The organism is Komagataeibacter xylinus, from assembly GCF_004302915.1.
GTDB lineage: Bacteria > Pseudomonadota > Alphaproteobacteria > Acetobacterales > Acetobacteraceae > Komagataeibacter > Komagataeibacter xylinus_C.
Genome location: NZ_QQBI01000001.1, coordinates 50,769 through 67,232, shown reverse-complemented (window position 1 = coordinate 67,232; position 16,464 = coordinate 50,769). Strand labels below are relative to the sequence as shown.

At 66.4% G+C, this 16,464-nt stretch carries 12 protein-coding genes; 10 read left to right on the top strand and 2 right to left on the bottom strand.

All coding sequences use genetic code 11. The features are described from left to right. Positions 1 to 64: 64 nt before the first annotated feature. On the top strand, positions 65 to 487 hold the full coding sequence (gene ndk / locus DV027_RS00330) for a nucleoside-diphosphate kinase (protein ID WP_010514331.1): 423 nt from the start codon (positions 65 to 67) through the stop codon (positions 485 to 487). Positions 488 to 753: 266 nt separating this feature from the next. Here the strand turns inward: ndk and purN are convergent, their stop codons facing one another. Beyond that, the gene (gene purN, locus DV027_RS00325; protein WP_130730013.1) at positions 754 to 1,374 is read right to left on the bottom strand and encodes a phosphoribosylglycinamide formyltransferase; all 621 of its coding nucleotides are present in this window, start codon (positions 1,372 to 1,374) and stop codon (positions 754 to 756) included. A gap of 10 nt (positions 1,375 to 1,384) precedes the next feature. Then, the gene (gene purM / locus DV027_RS00320) at positions 1,385 to 2,485 is read right to left on the bottom strand and encodes a phosphoribosylformylglycinamidine cyclo-ligase (RefSeq protein WP_130730012.1); all 1,101 of its coding nucleotides are present in this window, start codon (positions 2,483 to 2,485) and stop codon (positions 1,385 to 1,387) included. A 134-nt stretch (positions 2,486 to 2,619) separates the two neighbouring features. Between purM and DV027_RS00315 the strand changes: the two genes are divergently transcribed. The 9 genes from DV027_RS00315 (at position 2,620) to DV027_RS00275 (ending at position 16,424) form a co-directional block, all read left to right on the top strand. Next, positions 2,620 to 3,408, top strand: a complete 789-nt coding sequence (locus DV027_RS00315) for a P-loop NTPase family protein (RefSeq protein ID WP_130730011.1) — start codon at positions 2,620 to 2,622, stop codon at positions 3,406 to 3,408. 226 nt (positions 3,409 to 3,634) lie between these two features. Beyond that, positions 3,635 to 5,932, top strand: coding sequence for an RNA degradosome polyphosphate kinase (locus tag DV027_RS00310; protein WP_130730010.1), 2,298 nt, complete (start codon positions 3,635 to 3,637; stop codon positions 5,930 to 5,932). Between the two features lie 45 nt (positions 5,933 to 5,977). Next, positions 5,978 to 7,474: a Ppx/GppA family phosphatase gene (locus DV027_RS00305; protein ID WP_130730009.1), complete on the top strand. Its 1,497-nt coding sequence runs from the start codon at positions 5,978 to 5,980 to the stop codon at positions 7,472 to 7,474. 101 nt (positions 7,475 to 7,575) lie between these two features. Then, the gene (locus DV027_RS00300; RefSeq protein ID WP_130730008.1) at positions 7,576 to 8,925 is read left to right on the top strand and encodes an amidohydrolase family protein; all 1,350 of its coding nucleotides are present in this window, start codon (positions 7,576 to 7,578) and stop codon (positions 8,923 to 8,925) included. 236 nt (positions 8,926 to 9,161) lie between these two features. Next, on the top strand, positions 9,162 to 10,652 hold the full coding sequence (xdhA, locus tag DV027_RS00295; RefSeq protein ID WP_165399087.1) for a xanthine dehydrogenase small subunit: 1,491 nt from the start codon (positions 9,162 to 9,164) through the stop codon (positions 10,650 to 10,652). Further along, positions 10,645 to 12,993 (top strand): xanthine dehydrogenase molybdopterin binding subunit, encoded by a 2,349-nt coding sequence (gene xdhB / locus DV027_RS00290; protein WP_130730006.1) that lies wholly within the window; start codon positions 10,645 to 10,647, stop codon positions 12,991 to 12,993. Before xdhA ends, xdhB begins: the two co-directional genes overlap by 8 nt. Before the next feature lie 4 nt (positions 12,994 to 12,997). Then, positions 12,998 to 13,852 carry a xanthine dehydrogenase accessory protein XdhC gene (gene xdhC / locus DV027_RS00285; RefSeq protein WP_130730005.1) on the top strand — a complete coding sequence of 285 codons (855 nt, stop codon included), beginning with the start codon at positions 12,998 to 13,000 and terminating at the stop codon, positions 13,850 to 13,852. Next, positions 13,849 to 14,805: a LysR family transcriptional regulator gene (locus tag DV027_RS00280; protein ID WP_130730004.1), complete on the top strand. Its 957-nt coding sequence runs from the start codon at positions 13,849 to 13,851 to the stop codon at positions 14,803 to 14,805. Before xdhC ends, DV027_RS00280 begins: the two co-directional genes overlap by 4 nt. Before the next feature lie 170 nt (positions 14,806 to 14,975). Next, complete coding sequence (locus DV027_RS00275; RefSeq protein WP_130730003.1) at positions 14,976 to 16,424, top strand: SidA/IucD/PvdA family monooxygenase; 1,449 nt, start codon at positions 14,976 to 14,978, stop codon at positions 16,422 to 16,424. Positions 16,425 to 16,464 lie beyond the last annotated feature (40 nt).

Sequence of the window (16,464 nt, the reverse complement as noted above, 5' to 3'; positions counted from 1 at the left end):
GTGATGTCGGCTTATGTCCAATGCCGCCTCGTATATTTTGCAACCTGTTGAAAGGAGCTGTCCCATGGCAGTCGAACGTACCCTCTCCATCATCAAGCCCGATGCGACCCGCCGTAACCTGACCGGCAAGATCAACGCCGTGTTCGAAGGCAATGGCCTGCGCATCGTTGCCCAGAAGCGCATCCAGCTGACCAAGGCGACCGCTGGCGCGTTCTATGAAGTGCACAAGGAGCGCCCGTTCTACAACGACCTCGTGTCCTTCATGATCTCCGGCCCGGTCGTGGTGCAGGTGCTTGAAGGCGAGAACGCCGTGCTGAAGAACCGCGAAGTGATGGGTGCGACCGACCCCAAGAAGGCCGAAGCCCACACCATCCGCGCCCAGTTTGCCGAGAGCATCGAAGCCAACTCCGTGCACGGCTCGGACAGCCTCGAGAACGCGAAGAACGAGATCTCCTTCTTCTTCGCCGGCACCGAGATCCTGCCCTGATCCTTCCGGATCAGACAGGGCCGGGGTGTGATGCCCCGGTTGCGGAAAAGCCGACCTTCGGGTCGGCTTTTTTTATGCCTGCGGGCTGACGGGTGCCTGAATATTTTATCGCACCTAATAGTATTGAAAAGCGGAAAGCGCAGCGCAGGCCGCGCAGATGCCCGACCCTGATAAAGGCAGAAGAGAAGAAGTTTTTGGTGAAGCTTTTTTCAAAAAGCTTCGACAGGGCGCTGCCTTGATGAAAAAGGCAGCGCCCGGAAGCCTGTTTAAACTGCCAGCAGGCTGTCAGCCGCGTCAGGCACGGGTGTCGTGGCCGGGGCCAGCACGCGGCGCAGGGCGGCGGGGTAGAGCCTGTGTTCCTGCACCAGCACGCGGGCGGCCAGTGTGTCCGGCGTGTCGCCATCCAGCACGGGTATGGCGGCCTGGCCGATCACCGGGCCTTCATCCATGCCCTCGGTCACCCAGTGCACGGTGCAGCCATGGATGCGGGTGCCGTTTTCGAGCGCGCGCTCATGCGTGTGCAGGCCGGGAAAGGCAGGTAGCAGGCTGGGGTGGATGTTGAGCATCCGCCCCTTCCATGCCGTAGTCAGGAAGGGCGTGAGCAGGCGCATATAGCCCGCAAGGCAGATATATTGCACGCCCGCCGCGCGCAGCGTGGCATCGAGTGCCCTCTCATGGCCTTCGCGGTCGCGGGGGTAGGCGCGGTGATCGATGGCCTGCGCTGCAAGTCCTGCGGAACGCGCCACGTCCAGCCCCGGCGCGTCGGGGTTGTTGCTCAGCACCAGGGCAATGCGGGCGGGGTAGTCAGGCCGTGCGCAGGCTTCGATCAGCGCGCGCATGTTGCTGCCACGCCCGCTGATGAGGATGGCGATGGGAGTCTTTTGCATCGGGGCCGGGTCAGTCACGCAGTTCGGGCAGTTCATCAAAGGTCAGCGTGGCGGGGCTGTCCGGGCTTTCGCCCTGGGTTATGGTGCCGATGATGAAGGCCTGCTGCCCGCGCCCGGCCAGCTTCGCCATGGCGGCATCGGCATCGCGCACCACCAGCACCATGCCCACGCCGCAGTTGAACACGCGCAGCATTTCCTCGGTGGTGACATTGCCAATGCTGGCCAGCCACGGGAAGACCGGCGGCACCGGCCACGACGTGCCATCCAGCACGGCGCGCACGCCCTTGGGCAGCACGCGCGGCAGGTTGCCCGGCAGGCCGCCGCCGGTAATGTGGGCAGCGCCCACAAGCAGGCCCGCGTGGTGCAGGTCGAGCACGGGGCGCACGTACAGCGTGGTGGGCGTCATCAGCGCCTCGCCCAGTGTCTGGCCATCGGCAAACGGGCAGGGGGCATCCCAGCCCAGCCCGCTGCGTTTGACGATGTTGCGTACCAGCGAGAACCCGTTGGAATGCACGCCCGCCGAAGGCAGGGCGATCAGCGTGTCACCGGGGCGGATATCGCCGGGCAGCAGCGCCGTGCGCTCGGCTGCACCGACCGAAAAACCGGCCAGGTCGTAATGGCCGGGGCCGTACATGCCCGGCATCTCGGCGGTTTCGCCGCCCACCAGCGCGCAGCCCGATTCGGCGCAGCCTTTGGCTATGCCGCGCACCACCTTGGCGGCATCCTCCACCGCAAGCTTGCCGGTGGCGAAGTAGTCGAGGAAGAACAGCGGCGTTGCGCCCTGCACCACAAGGTCGTTCACGCACATGGCCACGAGGTCGATACCCACGGTTTCATGCAGCCCGCTCTCGATGGCGATCATGAGCTTGGTGCCCACGCCATCGGTGCATGAAACGAGAATGGGATCGGAAAAACCGGCGGCTTTCAGGTCAAACAGCGCGCCGAATCCGCCAAGCCCGCCCATGGTGCCGGGGCGGTCCGTGGCCTTGGCCGCAGGCTTGATGACCTCGACAAGGGCGTCGCCCGCCGCGATATCCACCCCGGCATCGCGGTAGGTGGCGCTTGGCGCGTTGTCGGGGGCAGGTGTGGTCGGGCGGGGGGCGGACGTCATGCAGCAGGCCTTTTTCACAAGCAAACTATCACTTTCCCGGACTCCCTCGCGCAGGCTATGAAAACCGCCCTTGGAGCCGGGTTCAAACGGACTTCCGGCTTTCTTTACGTCATGGTGGGGCTGCGCACAAAGCGGTGGTTGAGCATACGAAGCTGAAAACGGATGAAAACACGCCTGCCGGGGTGATCGGCCAGATGGTGTTGCCGTTTGCCCACACGCCGCGTTTCCGTGCTGCCGATTTCGTTTTTGCCGCCTCCAACGCCGCGGCCCGTAGCTGGCTTCTCGGCCCCACGCCATGGCCCGAGCGCAGGCTGGCGCTGTGGGGGGCGGCAGGCACCGGCAAGACCCACCTGCTTGAAATCTGGGCGCACCGCCATGGCGCGCGGCTGCTGCATGGGGCCAGCCTGTCGCACGCGCATGTGGCGGCCCTGTTCCCGGCCTGTGGCACGCGGGTGCCGCTCATGGCCATTGCGCTCGACAGCGCCGATGAATGCGCCGATGAGCGCGCGCTTTTGCACCTGATCAATGCCGCGCGCGAGCATGGCATGGTGCTGCTGCTTGGCGCGCGCACGCCGCCCGCGCGCTGGGCGGTGGCCCTGCCGGACCTGGCCAGCAGGCTGCGCGCGACCATGGCGGTGGCCATCGGCCAGCCGGGCGACGGGCTGTTGCGCGTGCTTTTGCTGCGCCTGCTGGCCGAGCGCCAGATCGTGGTGGCGCAGCCGGTGGTGGAGTGGCTGCTGCGCCGCCTGCCCCGCACGGCGCTGGCCGTGCAGGAGGCCGCGAACCGGCTGGACCATGCAGCCCTTGCCTCGGGCCGCCCGGTCACCCGCGCCCTGGCCGCACGCGCTCTGGCCGACCTGTTGCCAGCCGAGCCGCCGCTGGTGCCTTCGGACCAGAAAAACGGCGGTTTGCACGTGTCATAAAAAATTCATGGGCTTTACAGCCTGAAGCATGTTGGCAGGCATCCCTTTCAGAATAAAAGTTTTTGGGCGCCGCCTGTTTTAAAAAAGGCGGCGTTTTAGCGAAGCGTTTTGAAAACAGCGCCATCCCGTACTTCAGGATGCTGGCTCTGAAGGCTGCGGGGGACACGCAGGGGCTTGGCGCTGGCCAAGAGGGCGCTCTGTCGTCTAGAATCACTTGCAACAAGCAATGCCACCGCCGAACGGGAGCGCGAATCCATTGGCCAGAACGCCACGCAAGCCTGCCACGGGCGCAAAACCGGCGCCCCGCGCGCGCAGCCGCGCCACTACCGCCAGGGCGGCAGGGCGGCAGGTTGCCCTGCGCGAGGCGCCTGAAACCCTGATCGACGCCACATCACCCGCACGCTTCATCAACCGTGAACTATCCTGGCTCGACTTCAACCAGCGCGTGGTCGATGAGGCCGACAACCCCCGCAACCCGCTGCTCGAGCGCGTGCGCTTCCTGTCGATCAGCGCCTCCAACCTTGATGAATTCTATTCCGTGCGCGTGGCGGGGCTTGTGGGACAGGTGCGCGAGGGGCTGGTCAAGACCTCGCCCGACGGGCTGACACCCCAGCAGCAGCTTTCCGCCGTGCGCGAGCGCACGGGGCGGCTGTTGCAGGAGCAGCAGCGCATCTGGCGCGACCTGCAGCGCGAGCTCGAGGGCGCTGGCGTGGTGGTGTGCGATGAGGTCTCCTTCACCGCGGAGGAGCAGGAGTGGCTGGATAGCTGCTTCATGGAGCGCGTCTTCCCCGTGCTCACGCCGCTGGCCATCGACCCCGCCCATCCGCTGCCCTTCATCCCGAACATGGGCATAGCCCAGGCGCTGCGGCTGATGAACGCCGAGACCGGGCAGTTCGTGATGGAGGCGCTGATCCTGCTGCCCGCGCGCATCGAGCGTTTCATCCGCCTGCCGGCCGCCCTTTCGCCGCCCGGCGTCACGCGCTTCATCCTGCTTGAGCGCCTGATCGTGATGTGCATCGACCGCCTGTTCCCTGGCCTCGTGGCGGGCGACTGGGGCGTGATGCGCGTGGTGCGCGACACGGATGTGGAGTTCGAGGACGAGGCGGAGGATCTCGTCCGCTCCTATGAGAGCGCGCTCAAGCGCCGCAGGCGTGGCGTGGTGATTCACCTCGATATCGAATCGCGCATGCCCGAGGACCTGGCCCGCTCCATGGCCGACGGCCTGGCCCCCCCGCCGGATGAAGTGTTCGTGCAGTCCGGGCTGATCGGGGTGGTGGACCTCAAGCAGCTGATCGTCGATGACCGGCCCGACCTTTTGTTCCCGCCCTATACGCCGCGCTTCCCCGAGCGGATCGTCGATTGCGGGGGCGACTGCTTCGCCGCCATCCGTGCGCGCGACATGATCGTGCATCACCCGTTTGAAAGTTTTGACGTGGTGGTGCAGTTCCTGCGGCAGGCAGCGCTCGACCCCGCCGTGGTGGCGATCAAGCAGACGCTGTACCGCACATCGCGCGACAGCCCGATCGTGAAGGCACTGATCGAGGCGGCGGAAGCGGGCAAGGCGGTCACCGCCATGGTGGAACTGCGCGCCCGCTTTGACGAGGAGGCGAACATCCGCCTCGCCCGCGCGCTCGAGGCGGCTGGCGTGCAGGTGGTCTTTGGCTTCTCCGACCTCAAGACCCACGCCAAGCTCAGCCTCGTGGTGCGGCGCGAGGGCAATGGCCTGCGCTCGTATGCGCATTTTGGCACGGGCAACTACCACCCCATTACGGCGCGGATCTATACCGACCTGTCGTTCTTTACGTGCAACCCCGAGCTTGCGCGTGATTCGGCGCGGCTGTTCAACTACATGACCGGCTACGCCATGCCTGCCAAGATGGAGGCGATCGCGTTCTCGCCCGTGACCATCCGCAGCACGCTTGAAGAGCTGATTGCAGGCGAGATCGCGCATGTGCAGGCCGGCAGGCCGGGGCAGATCTGGCTCAAGATGAACTCGCTGGTCGATCCCGACCTGATCGACCGGCTGTATGCCGCGTCCTGCGCGGGGGTGCGCATCGTGGCCGTGGTGCGCGGCATCTGCTGCCTGCGCCCCAGTGTTCCCGGCCTTTCGGAGAACATCAAGGTCAAGTCCATCGTGGGGCGCTTCCTTGAGCACGCGCGCATCTATGCGTTTGGAGACGGGCACCGCCTGCCGTCAAAGCAGGCGAAGCTGTATATCTCCTCGGCGGACTGGATGCAGCGCAACATGGACTGGCGGGTGGAAAGCATGGTGCCGATGCTTGACCCGCAGATTCATGCCCGCGTGCTTGACCAGATCATGATGATCGATCTCAAAGACAACCTGCAGTCGTGGATTCTACAGCGTAACGGGGTCTGGCGGCGGCTGGAGCCGGGGCGCAGGCCCTTTTCATCGCATGAGTATTTCATGGAGCATCCGGGCTATCCGGTGCGTGGCGCGCCAGAAGCCCCGATCCGGGTCAGCGCATCGCAGCCGTGGCATGCGGAACAGATTATTGAGGACTGAGGATTACGGCATGGGCAGGCTCAAGGCAGGACGCGCTGGCAGCATATGGGGCGCGATGTGACGGGGGCTGGCGGGTTTCGCCGTTCGGCGGTCATTGATCTGGGTTCGAATTCCGTGCGCCTTGTGGTGTTTGACGGCATTTCGCGCAATCCCGCGCCCATTTTCAACGAGAAGGTGGTGCTCAGGCTGGGCCGGGGGCTCAACGCCACGGGCCGGCTGAACGAGGAGGCTGTGCCGCTGGCCATGGAGGTCATGGCCCGCTTCAACGCCATTGCGCGCGGCATGGAGGCAAGCCCCTTCGAGGTTCTGGCCACGGCGGCGGTGCGCGATGCCACCAACGGGCCGGAATTCGTGGCGGGGCTGAAATCGCGCCTGCCCGGCGTGCCGATCCGCATACTGAGCGGGGAGGAGGAGGCCGATTATTCCGCCACCGGCGTGCTGTGCGGCATCCCCGATGCCAACGGGCTGGTGGCTGATATTGGCGGTGGCTCGCTTGAACTGATCCGCATCGAGAACGGGCGCAAGCGCGATGCCTGCACCCTGCCGCTGGGCGTGATCCGGCTCAATGACCGCGCCGGTGGCGACCTGGCCCGCGCACGCGCGCTGGTGGATGAGGACCTGGCCCGCGTGGACTGGCTGGAGGGTGTGCGCGGGCAGGACCTGTACCTGGTGGGTGGCGCCTTTCGCGCACTTGCCCGCCTGCAGATCGCGCGCACGGCCTATCCGCTCAATATCGTGCACCTGTACCAGCTTGCGCCCGATACCGCGCGCGAGATGACGGACTGGATCCTGGGCGCCAGCAAACGCTCGATCGAGCGCCTGCCCGGCGTGCCGCGCAAGCGGCTTGATGATGCGCCCTTTGCCGCCACCGTGCTGCGCAGGCTCATGCGGCATGCGCAGCCCAACGGGCTGGTCTTCTGTGTCGATGGCCTGCGCGAGGGGTGGTACATGCGCAATGTGGCCGCAAGTGTTGCCGATAACGACCCGCAGGATGCCGTGGCCCGCGAAATGTGCTGCATGCTTGGCCGCAGCATGCAGCTGCCCGAGCGCCTGGCGGACTGGACGGCGCCGCTCTTCCCCGATGAAGACCCCGTGGCAGGCCGCCTGCGCGCGGTGGCGTGCTGGCTGTCGGATGTGGGCGCGCATGACCACCCCGAATACCGGGCCGAGCAGACCTATCTGCGCATCCTGCGCCTGCAGGGGGTGGGCTTTACGCATCAGGCGCGGGCTTTCCTGTCGCTTACGCTGGCGGTGCGCTACGGGGCCGACCTGTCGGTGGCGTATCTGCAACCCTCGCGCCAGTTGCTTGACCCCGCGCAGTTTGCCCATGCCGTGGTGCTGGGGCAGGCATTGCGGCTGGCCTATACGGTGAGTGGCGGCACGGAGGCCCTGCTCGATGGCACGCGGCTGGAAATGGCGGGTGGCACGCTGTCGCTGCATTTCGCGCCGGGGCGCGATGTGGTGCAGGGCGAGAGCGTGCGCCGCAGGCTCGAGCGCCTGGGCAGTGCCATGAACATGCCGGTGCGCATCCGCGACCATTAAGTGAAAAATTGAATCAGAATAAAAGTTTTTGGGTGCCGCCTTTTTTCAAAAAGGCGGCGTTTCCCCAATAACGCTCAGATATGTCTGTAACGGGGGCGAGCATGAAGCACGGCACGCAGCGCGACCTGCTGCTGATCCGCGGCGGCACGGTGGTCACGGGGCAGGCCAGCCTGCGGGTGGACGTGCTGTGCGGTGGCGTGGGGGAAATTCTGGCCGTGGGGCCGGCGCTTGAAGCGCCCACCGGCTGCACGACCATCGACGCCGGTGGCCTGCTGGTGCTGCCCGGCGGCGTTGACCCCCATACCGGCATTGGCGCGGATGAAGCCGGTTTTGCCGCAACGGCTGCGGCCCTGGCAGGCGGTACCACCACCGTGATCGATGTGATGCGGCCGCACGGGCAGGCCATGGCGCAGGCATGGCGCGACTGGCGGCAGGCTGCGGCCCGCGCGCCGGTTGATGTCGGGCTGCGCATGGGGCTGCCGGATGCCGGGGGCGCTGTCATGGGCGGCATGGACATGCTGGTGGGTCATGGGGTCAACAGCTTTCACCTGTCCATGGCAGGGGGCATGGCGGATCGTGCCATCCTTGACCTGGCGGCCCATGCGGCAGGGCTTGGCGCATTATGCGTGATCGAGGCGCAGAACGCGCAGGCCATGGCTTACCTGCACGCGGCCCTTGACCATGCGGGTGTGAGCGGGGCCGAGGCCTGCCCGCTGGCCTGCCCGCCCGCCATCGAGGGTGAGGCCGTGGGCCGGGCCCTCATGCTGGCGGGGCTGGTGGGCGCGCCGGTGCATGTAGGGCCTGTCTCGACCGCAGGCGCGTGTGCCGCCATTATCGCCGCCCGCGCGCAGGCCCGGCGCGTGCAGGCGCATGTGCTGGCCCCGCATCTCGTGCTTGACGAGGCGGTGTATGACGCCGGTGACCCCGCCCCTTACCTGATACGTCCCCCTTTTCGGGATTTGACGCACCGGCGGGCGCTATGGGGGGCGCTGGCCTGTGGCGCGGTGGGCATGGTGGCCAGCGGCTTCAGCCCGGCAGGGCAGGCGGGCCATGGCGTGGCAGGTGGCCTGGCCGAGCGGATGCGTGTTGTGTGGCGGCACGGCGTGCAGGCGGGGGTGATGGAGGCGGAGGAATTCGTCCGCGCCACGTCGGAGGCAGCAGCCAGGGCGTTCAACATCTACCCCCGCAAGGGCGCCATCATGCCGGGCGCGGATGCCGACCTCGTGCTGTGGAACCCCGATGCGCAGGAGATGCGCCCCGCCAGCGCGGGCGGCCTGTATGGCGGCATTGCGCTGGGGGGGCAGCCAGAATGCGTGATCCGCGGCGGGGTGGTGGCGTTCCGTGATGGTGCGCCGCATGAGGGGGCAGGCAGCGGTGCCTACGTGCCATGCCCGGCATTCCGGCCCGGCCTGTCGGTGCGCATGCGGCAGGCGGCGCGCTTATCCGTTTGAAAATGATGCAGGAATGAACATTTTTGCCGCCGCCCCTATTTTCAAGAAGGTGGCGTCTGGGTTGCACCCGGCAAAACGCATCATGGCATTGCCCCTTTGCTTTCAGGCAGGGTGACAGGGTAGGATCACTTTCCCATATAATGGGATCAGAAGACATCAATGGCTGTTCCGGCTGTCTGCCTTGAGGGGGGTGAGGCAGTCCGTGGCCACAGGACAAGGGAACAGGTTTGACGGGGATCAGACACGATATCCGTTTCTATGTCGGAAACGAATATCATGCGTTGGCCAACATCGCGCCAACACGCACGCTGCTGGACTGGCTGCGCGAGGAACGGGGCCTGACCGGCACCAAGGAAGGCTGTAACGAAGGCGATTGCGGGGCCTGCACGGTGCTCGTGGTCAGGCTGGAGGGCGAGCGGCTGGTGTGGCGCGCGGTCAATGCGTGCATCCAGTTCGTATGCATGCTCGATGGCGCGCAGGTGCTCACCATCGAGGACATGCGCGCGCCCGATGGCAGCCTGCACCCGGTGCAGCAGGCCATGGTGGAGCATCACGGTTCGCAATGCGGGTTCTGCACGCCGGGCTTTGTCATGTCCATGGTGGCGGGCCGCAAGGCAGCCGGGCTTGCACAGGATGAACGCGGCATTGACGACATGCTGGCAGGCAATCTGTGCCGCTGCACCGGCTATGCGCCTATCGTGCGCGCCATGCGCCACGCCATGCAGGCGGGACCTGACCATTTCGATGCAATGGCCGATGACATGGCCGGGCGCCTGCGCGCCCTGCGCGACGGGGCCACGGTTGACATGACCGGACCCACGGGCCGCCTGACCATTCCCGCAACGGTGGATGCGCTGGCCCACACGCTGCTCGAAAACCCCGATTCCCGCATCGTAGCGGGGGCGACCGATGTGGGGCTGTGGGTGACCAAGGGCCTGCGCGACCTGCCGCATGTGGTCCCGATTGGCCAGATCGCCGACCTGCGGCGTATCGGGATGACAGGGCAGGGGCTGTATGTCGGCGCTGCCGTTACATGGCAGGAAGCCCGCGCAGCCCTGGCGGAAATCCTGCCCCAGCCCGATGAGGAAGTGTTCCGCCGCATCGGCTCGGTGCAGGTGCGCAATGCAGGTACGGTATGCGGCAACATCGCCAACGGCTCACCCATTGGCGATGGCCCGCCGGTGCTGATCGCGGCCGGGGCCATGTTGCACCTGCGCCGCGGGGATGTGCGCCGCACCATCGCGCTGGAAGAGTTCTTCATCGATTACGGCAAACAGGACCGCGCGCCGGGCGAGTTCGTGGAAGGGATCACCATTCCTGTTCCCGCACCCGATACGGTCATCCGCGCATGGAAAGTGTCCAAGCGCTTCGATCAGGATATCTCGGCCATTCTGGCTGCGTTTTCGCTCACGCTTGCGCCTGATGGCACCATCAGCAATCCGCGCATCGCCTTTGGCGGCATGGCGGCCACCCCGCGCCGCGCCGCCCGCACGGAAGAGGCCCTTGCGGGCCGCAAGTGGAATGAAGCCACGCTGGAAGCCGCGCGTGAGGCGATCATGGCCGATTTCACCCCATTGACCGACATGCGGGCAAGCGCATGGTACCGCAGCACCGTGGCGGCCAACCTGCTCACCCGGCTTTATGCCGATTGCGGGCCGCAGGCCGCCCGCGTGCCCACCAGCGTGCATGCCGCCTGCACCGCCACGGGAGACCACGCTCATGGCTGATGCAAACATCGCGGCCACCGCCGCTCCCGTGCCCGGCGGCGCGTCGGAAAGCCTGCGGCACGAAAGTGCTGCCATGCACGTGCAGGGCACGGCCAGCTACATTGACGACCTGCCCGAACCCCGTGGCACGCTGCACCTTGTGCCGGGGCTGAGCATGCGCGCCCATGCCCGCATCGTGTCCATGAACCTTGACGCCGTGCGGCAGGCCGAGGGCGTGGTGGCGGTCTATACGGCCACCGACATACCGGGCGAGAACCAGATCAGCCCGGTGGGCAAGGGCGATGAGCCGCTGCTGGCCAGGGATATCGTCTCGTTTTACGGCCAGCCCCTGTTCGTGGTCGCCGCCACCACGCGCGGTGCCGCCCGCCGCGCGGCGCGGCTGGCGGTTGTGGAATACGAGGACCTGCCCGCCATCCTCAACATCGCGCAGGCCCGTGAGAATGGCAGCCCCATGGTCTGGCGACAGATGGAAATGAAGCGCGGCGACGTTCTGGCCGGGCTGGAACACGCGCCCCGCAGGCTCTCGGGCCGCATTACGGTGGGCGGGCAGGAGCATTTCTACCTTGAAGGGCAGGTGGCCCTTGCCCGCCCGGGTGAAGAGGGGGAGATGCATGTCACCTCATCCACCCAGCACCCGACCGAGACGCAGCATATGGTCGCCCATGTGCTCGACCGCCCCGCCAGCCTCATCACCGTCGAGGTGCGGCGCATGGGCGGCGGCTTTGGCGGCAAGGAAACGCAGGCCAATGCCTGTGCCTGCCTCGCCGCCCTCGTGGCCGACAGGACGGGCCGTGCGGCCAAGATGCGCCTCGACCGCGATGACGACATGACCATGACCGGCAAGCGCCATGACTTCGTGATCGATTACGATGCAGGCTTTACCGATGACGGGCGGATCGTGGCAGTCGACATGGTGCTCGCCGCGCGTTGCGGCTGGTCGGCCGACCTGTCCGGCCCGGTCATCGACCGTGCGCTGTTCCATGCGGATAACGCCTATTTCTACCCTGATGTGCGCCTGCGCTCGGAGCCGCTGCGCACCAACACGCAGTCCAACACCGCCTATCGCGGCTTTGGCGGCCCGCAGGGCATCGTCGCCGCCGAGCGCGTGATCGAGGAGATTGCATTCGCCACCGGCCTCGACCCGCTCGAGGTCCGGCTGCGCAATGTCTATGGCACGCATGACCGCAATGTCACGCCGTACAACATGGTGGTGGAGGACTCGATCACCCACGACCTGCTGCCCGCACTGGCCCGGCGCTGCCATTACGTCCAGCGCCGTGCGGCATGCCGCGAATTCAATGCCACCAGCCCCTACCTGCGGCGCGGCATCGCCATCACCCCGGTCAAATTCGGCATCTCGTTCACCGCCACCCATTACAACCAGGCGGGCGCGCTGGTGCATGTCTATACCGATGGCTCGGTGCAGGTGAACCACGGCGGCACCGAGATGGGCCAGGGCCTGCACACCAAGATGGTGCAGGTGGCCATGCGCGAATTCGGGCTTGGCCCCGACCAGGTGCGCATTACCGCCACCACCACCGGCAAGGTGCCCAATACATCGGCTACGGCGGCCTCGAGCGGGGCGGACCTCAACGGCATGGCGGTGCTTGATGCCGTACGCCGCATCAAGCGCAGGCTGGTGGAATTTGCCGCAAGCCACTGGAACGTGGGCGAGGACGAAGTGCGTTTTGCGCCCGATGGCGTGCATGTGGGCCATAAGGTCATCGCGTTCTCGCACCTGACCCGGCAGGCGTATTTCGCGCGTGTGTCCATGTCGGCCAACGGGTTCTACAAAACGCCCAAGATCTCGTGGAATGGCGATACGGGGCAGGGGCGGCCCTTCTATTACTTCGCCTACGGGGCCGCATGTTCGGAGGTGGTGATCGACCTGCTGACCGGCGAGACGAAGATCGACCGCGTGGACATCCTGCATGATGCAGGCCAGTCGCTGAACCCCGCCCTCGACATCGGCCAGATCGAAGGCGGCTTCGTGCAGGGCGCAGGCTGGCTGACCTGCGAGGAACTGGTGTGGGACGATGCAGGCCGCCTGCGCACCCATGCGCCCAGCACCTATAAAATCCCCGCCTGTTCCGACCGCCCGCGCGTGTTCAATGTCGAGCTGCTGGAAAACGCGCCCAACCGCGAGCACACCATCTTTCGCTCCAAGGCGGTGGGCGAGCCGCCTTTCGTGCATGGCGTGTCCGTGCTGCAGGCGATATCGGATGCGCTGGCCAGCCTTGATGGCTACCGCACCTGCCCCCGGCTCGATGCCCCCGCCACGCCGGAGATGATCCTGCGCACGGCAGATCGCCTGCGCCGCGGCCAGCCTCCCGCCTGCTGAACCCATGGGCACGGACATGCGCGCCGATCTGGCCCGGTGGCGGCTCATGGGCCAGCCGGTTGCCCGGATCAGCGTGTCAGCCGCGCGCGGCTCCACCCCGCGTGAGGCTGGTACCTTCATGCTGGTGACAGCCACGGAGCAGTCCGGCACGGTGGGCGGTGGGGACCTGGAATGGAACGCCATCCACCACGCCCGCGCCCTGCTGGCCACGGGTGGCGGGACGCAGGACCTGCGCATCGACCTTGGCGGCCACTCCGGGCAGTGCTGCGGGGGCGAGGTGATGCTGTGCATCGATGTGCCCGAGGGCAGGGGGCTGGACGCCGTCATGGCGGAACTCGAGCGCCAGCGCAGCGAGGCCCCGCTGCTCCTGCTGTTCGGGGCGGGGCATGTGGGGCGCGCGCTGGCCCATGTGCTGGCCCCGCTGCCGCTGCGGCTGGCCTGGTGCGATTCGCGCCCGCATGAATTCGGCCCCGTCATTCCCCCCGGCGTGGCGGTGCATGATGATGGCGACTGGCAGCGCCTTGTAACCGATGCGCCCGCTGGCTCCGGCGCGATGGTGCTGACACAGAGCCACGCGCTTGACAGCCTGATTGTTGCATCCATCCTCGAACGGGGCGACTTTCGCTATGTGGGCCTGATCGGCTCGCACACCAAGCGCCGCCGCTTCGAGATGGCCTTCCGCGCGCTCGGCCTGCCCGAAGACCGCATCAATGCCATGGTCTGCCCCATCGGGGGGGAGGGCGTGCGCGACAAGCGGCCCCCGGTCATCGCGGCGCTGGTGGCGGCGGAAATTGTCACGCGCTTCCTGCACGCGCCGCGGGGAGAGGGTGATGCAGATGGGGATGAGAGACGCTTATGAACGATCCGCTTTCGCGCACGCCCCGCATGATGCGCCTGCACGCGCGGGGCATTTCCTACTTCAATGCGGTGCGGGAATGCCGCTCCATCCGCGAGGCGGCGCGCAGGCTCAATGTCACGCCCTCGGCGCTGACGCGCCAGCTTGCGCAGATGGAGGCCGAAATTGGCGCGCCCCTGTTCGACCGCCTGCCCGAAGGCATGGTCCTGACCGAGGTGGGCACCATCATGGCCCGCCATATCGTGACCGTGATGCAGGATGCCGCCCGCACGGAGGAGCAGATCAACGCCCTGTCCGGCCGGCATGACGGCAGGCTGCGCATCATGGCGGTGGAAGGTATAGCAGGCCAGCTCCTGCCCGCGCTGCTCGAGCGCATCATCTCCGCCTTTCCCACCGTTGAGCTGCATGTGGAGGTCGGCGCGCCCAAGACCATCGTCTCGGCCCTGCAGGATGGGCGGGTTGACCTTGGCATTGCGTTCTCGCTGGCCCTTTACCCCGAATTGCGGCGGGTGGCGGTGGGGCATTTTCCCGTTGGCGCCGTGGTGCGGGCCGACCACCCGCTGGCGCACCTGCGCACCGTGACGGTGGAGGAATGCGTGGCCTACCGCCTGATCCTGCCCACGCGCACGCTCTCGCTCTACCGCGTGATGGAGCCGATGCTGCGCCCGTGGCAGGACCGCCTGAACGTGGTGCTGCATACCGGCTCGATCGAACTGACCAACCGCATGGTGCTTGCGGGCGCGGGGCTGGCCTTCCAGTCGCCGCTGGCCGTGGGCGTGCAGCCCGGCCAGGACAGCCTGCGCCACGTGCCGTTGCGTGACACCCGCGCCGTGACCGATCTCGGGGCGTATGTGCGCAAATCCCGCTGGCTGCCGCCCCTGCTGGAAACCGTGATCGAGGAGCTGCGCCTTGAGCTGCGCCGCGTGCAGGGTGTGAGCGACGAACGCGCGGTCTGATCTCTGTTGCGATTTAAGCAACGGAACGATGAAATCATTCTACTGGACGAAACAGCCTGCGGGCTGATTAGATCAACCCATCGTGGTGCGGTTGGGGGATATCCGTATGGCGTCGGGGGACGTCATACGGGGCTGCATCAGCCAGACAGAAAACAGATGGGGACCCGCAGATGGATACCAACATGCAGCCGAAAGACGGGGGGCTGGCGGCACTCGATGCAGCCGTGCACCGTGACCTGGAAATCATCCGCTACCCGCGCAAGGAATGGATTCCCCCCATCGAACGTGATGGCCGGCGCGTGCTTGATGTCGCGATCATCGGCGCGGGGCAGGGCGGGCTTGCCACGGCCTTTGCGCTCAAGCGCAACAACATCACCAATGTGCGTATTTTTGACCGCGCCGCGAAGGGCGGCGAAGGCCCATGGGTGACATTCGCGCGCATGATCACGCTGCGCACCCCCAAATATGTGACCGGCCCCGACCTGGGCGTTCCCTCGCTCACCCCGCGCTCATGGTATGAGGCGCAGTACGGTGCCACCGCGTGGGAGAAGCTGGACAAGATCCCCCGTGGGGACTGGCAGGCCTATCTCGACTGGTACCGCGACATCCTCGACCTGCCGGTGGCCAATGACCACGAATTCACCGGTGTTACGTGGGAGGACGGCCTGCTGCGCCTGACCTTCCGCCGCCCCGATGGCATGAGCCACGTGCATTATGCCCGCAAGCTGGTGCTGGCCACCGGCATCGAGGGCTGCGGCACGTGGCACGTGCCCGACTTCATCCGCAACGGCCTGCCGCGCGAGCGCTATGCCCATACATCCGAGGCGATCGATTTCGCGGCGCTGAAGGGCAAGCGCATCGGCGTGCTGGGCGCCGGGGCCTCGGCGTTCGATAACGCCGCCACGGCACTCGAGGACGGTGCCAGCAGCGTGACGCTGTGCCTGCGCCGCAAGGAAATCCCCTCCATCAACCCGTATCGGTGGATGGAGAATACCGGCTTCCTCGCCTACTACCCCGCCCTGTCCGATGAACTGCGCTGGGGTTTCATGCGCCGTATCTTCGAGCTCAACCAGCCGCCGCCGCAGGATACGTTCTGGCGGTGCCGCCGGCATGAAAACTTTTCCTACCGCACCGGCTGCCCCTGGACGGGCGCCCGCATGGAGGGTGATGAAATCGTTGTCGATTCGCCCACCGGCGAGATGCGCTTTGACTTCGTGATCATTGGCACGGGCTTCGCCACCGACCTGTCCCGCCGGCCCGAGACCGCATCCTTCGCCTCCTCCGTCTCCCTGTGGGGCGAGCGCTACAAGGCGCCCGCAGGGGCCGAGAGTGCGGTGCTGGAAAGCTATCCCTACCTGGGCGACTGCTACCAGTTCCTGCCGCGCGAGCCGAATGACCCGCTGGCGCCCATGCTGGCCAACATTCACAATTTCACGTTCTCGGCCACGCCCAGCATGGGGCTGTCGGGGGCTTCGATCAGCGGCATGCGCTTTGGCGTGGAACGCCTGGCCCACGGGCTGGGGCGTGACCTGTATGTGGCCGATGGCCAGCAACACCTTGAAAGTCTGCTGTCCTATGACGTGGCGGAACTAGTCAGTCTCGATCCTCCTGTTGCATGATGCGCCCCGGGTAGATTTATCCATTCGGGAGAGAGTGAGT

Excerpts from the sequence above, each read along its gene's own strand:
- ndk (WP_010514331.1), top strand. The coding sequence starts at position 65 with ATGGCAGTCGAACGTACCCTCTCCATCATCAAGCCCGATGCGACCCGC.
- xdhB (WP_130730006.1), top strand. The coding sequence starts at position 10,645 with ATGGCTGATGCAAACATCGCGGCCACCGCCGCTCCCGTGCCCGGCGGC.
- DV027_RS00310 (WP_130730010.1), top strand. The coding sequence starts at position 3,635 with ATGCCACCGCCGAACGGGAGCGCGAATCCATTGGCCAGAACGCCACGC.
- purM (WP_130730012.1), bottom strand. The coding sequence starts at position 2,485 with ATGACGTCCGCCCCCCGCCCGACCACACCTGCCCCCGACAACGCGCCA.
- xdhC (WP_130730005.1), top strand. The coding sequence starts at position 12,998 with ATGGGCACGGACATGCGCGCCGATCTGGCCCGGTGGCGGCTCATGGGC.
- DV027_RS00280 (WP_130730004.1), top strand. The coding sequence starts at position 13,849 with ATGAACGATCCGCTTTCGCGCACGCCCCGCATGATGCGCCTGCACGCG.
- purN (WP_130730013.1), bottom strand. The coding sequence starts at position 1,374 with ATGCAAAAGACTCCCATCGCCATCCTCATCAGCGGGCGTGGCAGCAAC.
- DV027_RS00305 (WP_130730009.1), top strand. The coding sequence starts at position 5,978 with ATGGGGCGCGATGTGACGGGGGCTGGCGGGTTTCGCCGTTCGGCGGTC.
- DV027_RS00275 (WP_130730003.1), top strand. The coding sequence starts at position 14,976 with ATGGATACCAACATGCAGCCGAAAGACGGGGGGCTGGCGGCACTCGAT.
- DV027_RS00300 (WP_130730008.1), top strand. The coding sequence starts at position 7,576 with ATGAAGCACGGCACGCAGCGCGACCTGCTGCTGATCCGCGGCGGCACG.